We start from the raw sequence: 10403 nt of genomic DNA, 5'->3' as shown, positions 1-10403 counted from the left end.
GGCCGCGACCCCGTAGTGCTGCGCCAGGTCCACCCCGGCCAGGTCGATGGTCTGGGTCGGCGCCGCGCCGGCGACGCTGCTGACTTCGATGGTCGACACCACATTGCCGCCGCTGCCACTGACCTTGAAGTGCAGGTAGTCGTCCAGCGATGCGCTGGTGGCGTTCTCGCCCTGCAGCAGCTGCGACAGGTCCAGCCGATCGCTGCCCGGGGTGAAGTCGGTCACGGTGTCGTGGCCGGTGTCGCCCTTCTGCCAGACGAAGGTGTCGTTGCCGCTGCCACCAGTGAGAGTGTCATCGCCGCGTCCACCGATCAGGATGTCGTTGCCGCCACCGCCCCTGAGTACATCGTTGCCCGCGCCGCCGTTGAGCAGGTTGTCGCCGTCGTTGCCGGTCAGGGTGTCGTTGTAGTCCGAGCCGATCAGGTTCTCGATGCCGGTGAGGGTGTCCAGCCCCGCGCCGACGGTATTCTGCTGGCCGACATGGCCCAGGTCGACGGTCACGCCACTGGTTGCCCTGGCATAGCTGGCGGTGTCGTTGCCGGCGCCACCGTCGAGCAGGTCATTGCCCGGACCGCCAATCAGCAAGTCGTTGCCGTCGCCACCGTACAGACTGTTGTTGCCTGCGCCGGCCACCAGTACATCGTTGCCGGCACCACCGTGCAGGAGGGTGTCGCCCGCTCCGGCCAGCAGTACATCGTCCCCTGAAGTACCGGTGAGGGTATTGCCGGCCTGGTAGGTGATGTCCACCGCCCCATTCGCCGTGCCGCCATGGTTGTCGCTCACGGTGTAGCTGCCGTGGTAGTCGTCGTTGCTGGCGTTGCTGTAGTCCACCACCAGGCTCAGCTTGTAGTTCTCGGCGGCCTTGCTGTTGCCCGAGGCGTTCTCGGTGTTGATCACATGGATGCTGTACACCCCGTCATGGGTGGCCGTGAAGCTGCCGCCATCGGCGATGGTCTGGTAGCTGCCGCCAGCATCCTTCCACTCCATCAGCAGGTTGCCGGCGGGCCGGTCATGGTCGAGGGTCAGGGTCTCGCCCTTGCGCAGGGTAACTGTCAGGGTGTCCTCGTCGTTGGCATTGCCGGTGCTGATCGAGCCCAGGTAACCGGCCACCACCAGGGCGGCGGTCATGCTGCCATTGAGGCTGGTGAACTCGCTGCGGGCCAGCTCGCGCAACTGGTTCTCGGCCTTGTTGGCGGTGGCGTTGAAGGTGATGGTCTGTGCCTGCGTACCCGCCGTGAAGCCCGCGCCCTTGTCGGCGAAGTTGGTATTGAAGGTGGTCGGCGCGGCGCTCAGGGTGTCGTGATCCGGATCGCTGTCATTGGCCAGCAAGGCCTCTGCCGGCACGCTCAGGGTGGCGCCCTTGATGTTGGTGATGATGTGGTCGGCACCGGCGACCGGCGCACCGTTGCTGTTGATGTTCACCGTCAGGCTGGCGCTGCGGGTGTCGCCGTCGTTGTCGCTGGCGGTGAAGCCGAATTTCTCCACCTGGCCACTGCCGGTGTCCTTCGGCGGCGTGTAGGTGAACTCGCCGTTGTCCATGTTCACCACCAGGGTGCCGCCCAGGCCGGTCTTGATGTTCAGGCTGTTGCTCACGGTGTCGAACGAGGCCTTGTCCACCCCGCCACTGACCGCATAGCCGCCCTGCCCGCCATTGGCCTTCGGATCGTAGGTGTAGGTGGTGCCGTCCACCAGCAGCGCCTTGATGAAGCCGCCGTCGGCACCGAAGTCGCCGCCGCTCATCAGGCTGCCGGTGATCGGCGCGCCCTGCACCGTGCCGGAGAGCACCGCACCGAGCTGGCTGAGGTCGGTGACCACCACCGAGTTGGTGTCGGTATGACTGCTGCCGTCGTAGGCCAGCGGGTTGAGGTTGCCCTCGTTGACGCCGCTGCCCATGCCGATGGCGTAGGACTTGATGCCGTTGTTGTCGAGGAATGTTTCCCAGGCGGCCTCGCGCGGCGCCGTCATGGCGTGGCCGTTGGTGGGCTCGCCGTCGGAGAAGAAGTAGCTGATGTTCTGCGCCCCCACCAGCTTGCCGGTAGTGGCGAAGGCTTCCTGGGCCTTGGTAGCCGCCGAGTCATAGTAGGTCGAACCGCCGGGGTTGAGACCGGCGATCAGGCTCTTGGCCTCGCTGATCGAGACCCACACCGGTGTCTTGATCTCGGCACCGGTGCCGAAGGTGACGATCTGCACCTTGATGTCGCCCATCTCGTCATACTTGTCGAGCAGGGCATTGATGGCCTGCTTGGCCAATTCAAGGCGGGTCAATCCCGGCACACCGGAGCTTGCGGCCATGCTGCTGGAAACGTCCACCACCAGCAGGATGTTGGAGTCCACCTGGCCGGGCGTGATGCTGCGCACCGCACACTGCACCGTCGGCACATCGTCGACGATGTTGATGGCGATGGTGCTGGTGACGCTGTTGCCCAGGGCGTCGGTGGCCTTGTAGGTGAAGTACTCGTTGACGGTGTTGGCCCCATCGTTGGCGCCGCCCGCGGTCTTCGGCGCCGAGGTCAGGGTGTAGGTATAGGAGCCGTCGGCGTTGAGCTGGATCTGTCCGTACTGGCCCACGGCGTTGCCGACCAGGCTGTAGGTCAGTGCACCGACGCCGCCATGGACCGAACCGACCAGACTGCCCGAGGCCGTCTCGCCAGTGGAGCCCGGATCGCTGCCGGTCACATTGCCGGCGGCCAGGTCGTTGCCATCCTTGTGCAGGTCCAGGGCTTTTTCGTAGACGGTAACGTCGTTGTCCTCGCACGCCACCAGCTTGCTGTCCTGTACATTGATGCGGATGGTCGTGGTGCTCTCATCGCCATCGGCGTCGCGGATGGTATAGACGAAGCTGTCGGTCGCCCCGGCGGGCGGCACGCTGTCGGGGTTGGCGTGGTAGGTGGCGTTGCCCTGGCTGTCCAGGGTCAGGTAACCGTACTGGCCAATGATCGTGTCGCCCACATGGCCAATGGCAGAAGTCGAGGTGTCGGAACCTGCGCGCACGCCGACCACGTATTGTCCGTCGGCACGCACATCGGCGCCGACCACATCGTTGTCCAGCACGTTGCCGCTGACACTGGCGCCCTCCTTGACCGAGGCCACGTCGCAATGGGCCTTGGGCACGTCGTCGACGATGCTGACCACAATGGTGCTGGTGGTGGTGTTGCCGAGCGAATCCTTCACCTGGTAGGTGAAGCTCTCGGTGACCACATTCGGGCCATCGTTGGCGTGGTTGGGTGAGTTGGGCGCCGAAGTCAGGGTGTAGGTGTAGCTGCCATCGCTGTTCAGCTGGATCTGGCCATACTGCCCGGCGGCATTGCCGACCAGGGTGAAGGTCAGGGCACCGATGCCGCCGCTGACCGAACCGGCCAGCGAGCCGCTGGTGGTTTCCGTGGTGGCGTGCGGATCGCTGCCGGTGACGGTGCCTGCGGCCAGGTCGTTGCCGTCCTTGGTCAGGTCCAGGGCTTTCTCGTAGACCTTGGCCGTGTCGTCGGGGCAGGCGACCAGCGAGATATCGTGCACGTCGATGGTGATGGTGGTGGTGCTCTCGTCACCATCGGCATCGCGAATGGTGTAGACGAATACATCCGTGGCACCGGCCGGCGCCACGCTGTCGGGGTTGGCGTGGTAGGTGGCGTTGCCCTGGGCGTCGAGGGTCAGGTAGCCGTACTGCCCGACCACATTGCTACCCAGTTGGCCGATGGCCGAGGTCGAGGTGTCGCTGCCTGCGCGCACGCCGACCACGTACTTGCCATCAGCCGGCACGTCCGCGCCGATCACATCGTTGACCAACACGTTGCCGCTGACCGTGCCGCCTTCGTAGACATTGGCAAAATCGCTGTGGGCCTTGGGCACGTCGTCGACGATGCTGATCACGATGGTGCTGGTGGTGGTGTTGCCGAGCGAATCCTTCACCTGGTAGGTGAAGGCTTCCGTCATTACATTCGGCCCGTCGTTGACATGATTCGGCGAGTTCGGCGCCGAGGTCAGGGTGTAGGTGTAGGAGCCATCAGCGTTCAGCTGGATCTGGCCGTACTGGCCGGTGGCATTGCCGACCAGGGTGAAGGTCAGCGCCCCTGTTCCGCCACTGATGGAGCTGGCCAGCGAGCCGCTGGCCGTCTCGGCGGTCGAGCCTGGCTGGCTGCCGACCACATTCCCCGCGGCCAGGTCGTTGCCATCCTTGGTCAGGTCGAGCGCTTTCTCGTAGACCGTGACTTCGCTGTCGGCCCCGGCGATCAGCGAGCAATCGCGCACGTCGATGGTGATGGTGGTGGTGCTTTCGTCGCCGTCACTGTCTCGCACGGTGTAGACGAACACGTCCGTGGCTCCCGCCGGCGCCACGGCATTCGGGTTGGCGTGATAGGTGGCGTTGCCTTGGGCATCCAGGGTCAGGTAACCGTACTGGCCTTGGACCTGATTGCCCAACTGGCCGCTTGCCGAGGTCGAGGTATCGGAGCCGGCCCGCACGCCGACCACGTACTTGCCATCGGCGCGCACGTCGGCGCCTGAGGTGTCGTTGTCGAGCACGTTGCCGCTGACCGTGCCGCCTTCGACGACACTGGCCGAATCGGGATTGGCCTTGGGCAGATCATCGACGATGTTCACGTCCAGCGAGCCGCTGGCCGTGCTGCCGTCGGTGTCCGTGGCCGTGACGGTGAAGTGCTCGGACAGGCTGTTGGCGCCGTCGCCGTTGGCGTGGTTCTCATTGTCCAGCAAGGTGTAGCTGTAGCTGATCACGCCCGTGGCCGGGTTGTAGCCGGTGATGGTCAGGGTATTGCCCAGCGCCGTGGTGATCGATTGCGGGAAGCTTGCCGCCACGCCGCCGTTGACCACACTGATGCCACCGACGCTCAAGGATTGCAGGCCATCCGGCGCGCTGACCGTGAAGGTGCCGCTCTGGGTCAGGGCACCCGGGTTCGGCGCGCTGCCATCGGCCAGGTTCTTCTCGTAGACGGTCAGTTCGCCACCGTTCACGTCCAGACCACCGAGGGTAACCGGGTCGTTGAGGTTGATGACGTTGAGGGTCAGAGTCGCGGTGCTGGTGTCGCCGTCGGCGTCCTTCAGGGTGTAGGTGAAGGTCTCCACCCCGTTGCCACCGCCGTGCAGGTTCTTGAAGTCCGGGTCGTTGGTGTTGAGGGTATAGGTGTAGGAACCGTCTGCCGCCAGGACCAGGGTACCGTAGGTGCCGATGAAGGTACCGGCCATCACCGGACCGCTTGGGATACGGTCCGCACCCTGGATGTCGTTGCTCAGCACATTGCCGCTGAGTTCCACATGCTGCTCGGTGGCGGCAGTGGTATTGGTGTCGTTCACGGCCCGTGGCACATCGTCGCGGATGATCACATCCAGGGAACCACTGGCCACATCGCCATCCGTGTCGCTGACCAGCACCGGGAACTGCTCGCCCAGGGTATTGCTGCCCGCGCCGTCCGGGTGGTGTTCGGCACCGGTCAGGGTGTAGCTGTAGCTCACCACGCCGGTGACCGGGTTGTAGCCGGTGATGGTCAGCACATTGCCAAGCCCGGTGACGATGGACTGCCCGACGCCGGTGACCACGCCCGCCGTGACCACATTGATGCCGCCGACACTGAGGTTGAACACGCCGTCGGCGGCCACCACCGTGAAGCTGCCTGACTGGGTCAGGGCCGCCGGGTTGCTGGCCGATCCCTGGGGCAGGTTGGCCTCGTCCAGGGTCAATTCGGCGGGGCTGATATCCAGGCCATTGAGGCTGACCGGATTGTCGATCGCTGGCGCATCGGCCAACACCGGCCCGTCATCGTTGCCATCGAGGCCGCCGAGCTCGAGATTGGCCAGCAGGGGGAAACCATTGAAACCCGCAGTGGGGAAGCCGATGGTGGGATCAACCCGGCCGGCCACCTCGGTGAGAATCACGAAACTGTGGCCCCCGCCGAGCGCTCCCGACACCCCCGACGGGTTGCCGCCCGCCGCCGTCGCTTCGGCTTCCTGGGTGGGGTCGGCGCCTGCGGCAATGGCTTTTTGCAGTTGCTCGACATCACTGAGCTGGGCGTCGCTGGGCTGCGCGTCCGGCGCCTGCACATGGGGCGCGCGATTGGCCAGCAGGTCGGTGGTCATCTCCAGGCTGCTGTCGCGACCCAGGGTCAGCTGCGCGCCATTGTGCAGCCGCACCGCCACGGCGCCCTCGCTGCCGGTCTCCAGCTGTTCGCCGGCGAACAATCGGTCGCCTTCCACCAACAGGCGGCGATGACCATCGTCGCCCACCGCGAATACCTGGCCGATCACCTTGCCGACTACACCGACTAATTTAGCCATGAGCGTACGCCTCCCCTGCCGATGGGCTTTTCGCAGATCAAGGCGTGCCGGGTAATGTGCGCAACGTTCCGAGTGCCATGGCTGGATCGCTGCTGTCACGTTCGTGAGAAACCACGCTCCTTGTGACGACTGCCACGATAGCGAAATGGGCGAATGGCCATTATTAAGTGCCATTTTTTTGTCGCCAAATTCCGCTTTCGCCTTCCTCCCCTGTCTCCTTAGCTGCAAAAAATCTGGAACTTTCACCAAGGCCCGAAAATCGCCTGTCCCAGCCAATTCCCGTAACCGCCTGAATGAAACAATGTCGCGGATTCCTTAGACCGCATAAGTTTTTTTTCGCATATATCTTATGAAAAAATCTTCTTAGCTCGCCCGATAAATGTTCTTAGCTCTGTTGTTACAAACCTGAAACGGTTTGATTCTAATTTTTCGTCATTTTTTTGGCGATTAGCAGGACATTATTCAAGACCAGGGAGATGTACCCCATGCGCGCTTTAACCCCCATCACCAGTGCGATTTTGTTGGCCATGGCGTGTGCCAACAGTCAGGCGATGTCGATCACCGAGGCTGTCCAGAACGCCGTGGACCAGCATCCCGAGATCAGCGCCAGCCGCAACAGCAGGCTGTCGGCCGACGAGGATGTGAAGTTCGCCCGCGGGGGGTACTACCCAACCGTCGATCTGGTCGCAGGCTATGGCCGGCAACGCTCGGACAACACCAACACCCGCGGCTTCAACCCCGACGGCACGCGTAACCACAACAAGGAAACCCTCAACTACACCCAGTCCGAACTGCGCCTGCGGCAGATGCTGTTCGACGGCTTCAACACCTCCAACGAGGTCGCCCGTACTGAAGCGGTGGCCACCTCGCGTGCCTACTACACCCAGGCCACCGCCGAGAGCATCGCCCTGCGTGCCATCGAGGTCTACCTCGAGGTACTCAAGCGCCGCGAACTGGTGACCCTGGCCAAGAACAACCTGCAGGCGCACCTGCGGGTCAACGACCAGATCGGCCTGCGCAGCGAGCGCGGCGTGGGCAGCACCGCCGACCTCGACCAGTCCCGCGCCCGTCGCGCCCTGGCCGAGAACAACCTGGACACCGCCGAGGTCGACCTGGCCGACGCCGAGGCCAATTTCTACAGCGTAGTCGGGCGCATGCCGGACGAGCTGGAAACCCCGGTCACGATCAAGGGCGAAGTACCGGGTGACCTGCTCAATGCCCGCCAGGGCATGCTGGAGAACAACCCTTACCTCAAGTCGGCCCAGGCTGACGTGCGCTCCGCCGAGCAGCAATACGAAGTGGCCAAGTCGCCCTTCTACCCGCGCCTGGACGCGGTACTGGCCACCGGCGCCAACAACAATATCGGCGGCCAGAAAGGGCATGACAACAACGACTGGCAGGCCGGCGTCGAGCTCAGCTACAACCTGTTCCGCGGCGGCAGCGACAAGGCCCGCCTGCAGTCCGACGCGCACAAGATCAACCAGGCGATGGACATCCGCAACAACGCCCTGCGCGAGCTGAACGAAAACCTCAGCCTGGCCTGGAACGCGATGAACAACGCCCGCAAGCAGACCCCGAGCGCCCGCGAGTACGCCGAAACCACCCAGCGCGTGCGCGCCGCCTACCAAGACCAATTCGGCCTGGGCCAGCGCACCCTGCTCGATGTGCTCGACAGCGAGAACGAGCTGTACAACGCCAACCGGCGCTACACCGAAGTGCGCTACACCGAAGAGTTCTCCATGTACCGGGTCCTGGCGACCATGGGTGAGTTGCTGAGCAAGCAACGCATCTCGCTGCCGCCCGAGGCCATCGCCAAGACCGAAGTGCGCAACGAGGCGAAACTGCCCGACATGCGTTAGGTTCTGACGAGACAAGGGACTTTTCGCCAGCGCCCATTTCCCGTCCACCGCGGCAGGAGTAGGCCATCGTGACCAGTATGCAAAGCGCGCAACCGCGCCTGGATGTTGATGATCCGTTGCTCGATGGCCTGCTGATCCTGTGCAAGCTGCACGGCTGCCCTGCCAGCCGTGCCAGCCTGGGTAGCGGTCTGCCGCTGGCCGAGCAGCGCCTGCCCCTGGCCCTGCTGCCCCGCGCCGCGGCGCGTGCGGGGTTGCAGGCGCGAGTCCTGCAACGTGACCTGGACGCCATCTCGCCACTCAACCTGCCGGTTCTGCTGATCCTCAATGACGGCCGCAGCGCCGTGCTACAACGCTGGGGGGACAATGGCCGGGCCCTGTTGCTGCCGTGCGAAGCCGAGGGCGGCGAGCAGTGGGTGGAACGCGAAGTCCTTGCCGAGGCCTACAGTGGCCAGGTCCTGTTCGCCCGTCCTCGCCATACCCTGGAGGACGTGCGTGCCCCGCTGATCCCACGGGTCAATGCCTGGTTCCGCGACACCCTGCGGCATTCCCGCTGGCTGTATGGTGATGCCCTGCTGGCCAGCCTGCTGATCAACCTGCTGGGGTTGATGGTGCCGCTGTTCGTCATGCAGACCTACGACCGCGTGGTGCCCAACCAGGCGCTGTCCACCTTGTGGGTGCTGGTGGCCGGACTGTTCATCGGCACCGCCTTCGAGCTGGTGCTGCGCATGGTCCGCGCCCACCTGCTGGACCAGGCCGGTAAAAAGACCGACCTGATTCTCTCGGCCACCCTGTTCGAACGCATCACCGGCATGAGCATGAAGGCCCGGCCCGCCACCATCGGCGGCTTCGCCCAGAGCATCCATGACTTCCAGGGACTGCGCGAATTCCTCACCGCGGTCACCCTGACCAGCATCATCGACCTGCCGTTCGTGGCGCTGATGCTGCTGGTGATCGGCCTGCTCGGCGGCTGGCTGGTGGTGATCCCGCTGATCGCCTTTCCGCTGGCGGTGGGCCTGGCGCTGTTCATCCAGGTACGCCTGCGTGACACGGTGCAAAAGAGCCTGAGCCTCGGCGCGGTGCGCCAGGCATTGCTGATCGAGACCCTCGGCGGCCTGGAGACCCTCAAGGCCTGCGGCGCCGAAAGCGAGCGTCAATACCAGTGGGAACACACCAACGGCGCCATCGCCCGCCTCGACGCCCATGCCCGCAACCTGTCCTCGCTGGCCAGCAACGGCACGCTGTTCATCCAGCAGTTCTGCGGCATGGCCACCATCGTCGCCGGGGTGTACAGCATCATCGCCGGCAACCTCAGCGTCGGCGCGCTAGTGGCCAGCTACATGCTCGGCAGCCGAGTCCTCGCGCCGCTCGGCCAGATCGCCGGGCTGATCACCCGCTACCAGCAGGCGCAGCTGACCATGCGCAGCACCGATGCGCTGATGAGCCTGCCGCAGGAGCGCGAGGCCGAGCACCAGGCCCTGGAACACACCGCACTGCAAGGTGGCATCAGCATCAACCACGCCACCTTCCGCTATGCCGGGCAAGCGGCCCCGGCACTCAACGATGTGAGTGCCACGCTCAAGCCGGGCGAGCGCATCGGCATCATCGGCCGCAGCGGCTCGGGCAAGAGCACCCTCGCCCGCCTGCTGATGGGCTTCCATCACCCCGACGAAGGCCAGGTGTTGCTGGACAATCTCGATCTGCGCCAGCTGGACATCGCCGACCTGCGCAGCCAGGTTGGCTACGTGGCGCACGATCTGCCCCTGCTGGCCGGCAGCCTGCGCGACAACCTTACCCTCGGTGCCCGCCACATCAGCGATGCGCGCATGCTCGAGGTGGCCGAGCTGACCGGGGTCAGCGAACTGGCCCGCCAGCACCCGCAAGGCTTCGACCGCCCGGTGGGCGAGCGTGGCCAGCTGCTGTCCGGCGGCCAACGCCAGGCCGTACTGCTGGCCCGGGCCCTGCTGCTGGAGCCGCCGATCCTGATCCTCGACGAACCCACCAGCCACATGGACAACAGCAGCGAGGAGCAACTGCGCCAGCGCCTGCTGAACTGGGTGCCGGGCAAAACCCTGCTGCTGGTCACCCACCGCACCTCGATGCTCAGCCTGGTGGACCGGCTGCTGGTATTGGACAACGGCAAGATCGTCGCCGACGGGCCGAAGGACGCGGTCATCGACGCGCTGCGCAAGGGCCGTATCGGCGCGGCGCTGTAGGCCTTCAAAGACGACGCGGTCTCTGTGGGAGCGGGTTTACCCGCGAAAGCGT

Annotated in this window: 3 protein-coding genes; 2 read left to right on the top strand and 1 reads right to left on the bottom strand. The window is 64.8% G+C overall.

Translation table 11 applies throughout. From position 1 onward, the window contains the following. Window positions 1-6279, bottom strand: a 6279-nt coding sequence (locus DMX06_RS23885) for a retention module-containing protein (protein WP_110739641.1), incomplete at its 3' end; no start/stop codon positions are given. A 485-nt stretch (window positions 6280-6764) separates the two neighbouring features. On the opposite strand from DMX06_RS23885, the gene DMX06_RS23880 reads away from it, so the two are divergent. Together DMX06_RS23880 and DMX06_RS23875 are read left to right on the top strand one after the other, a co-directional pair. Then, on the top strand, window positions 6765-8138 hold the full coding sequence (locus DMX06_RS23880; protein WP_110739640.1) for a TolC family outer membrane protein: 1374 nt from the start codon (window positions 6765-6767) through the stop codon (window positions 8136-8138). Between the two features lie 77 nt (window positions 8139-8215). After that, the gene (locus DMX06_RS23875) at window positions 8216-10351 is read left to right on the top strand and encodes a type I secretion system permease/ATPase (protein ID WP_110739639.1); all 2136 of its coding nucleotides are present in this window, start codon (window positions 8216-8218) and stop codon (window positions 10349-10351) included. Window positions 10352-10403: the final 52 nt, after the last annotated feature.

Origin of the sequence: Pseudomonas mosselii, assembly GCF_003205295.1 — a bacterium.
Lineage (GTDB): Bacteria > Pseudomonadota > Gammaproteobacteria > Pseudomonadales > Pseudomonadaceae > Aquipseudomonas > Aquipseudomonas mosselii_B.
Note: the sequence above shows the minus strand (reverse complement) of the source record. Positions and strands in the feature narration are given on the sequence as shown.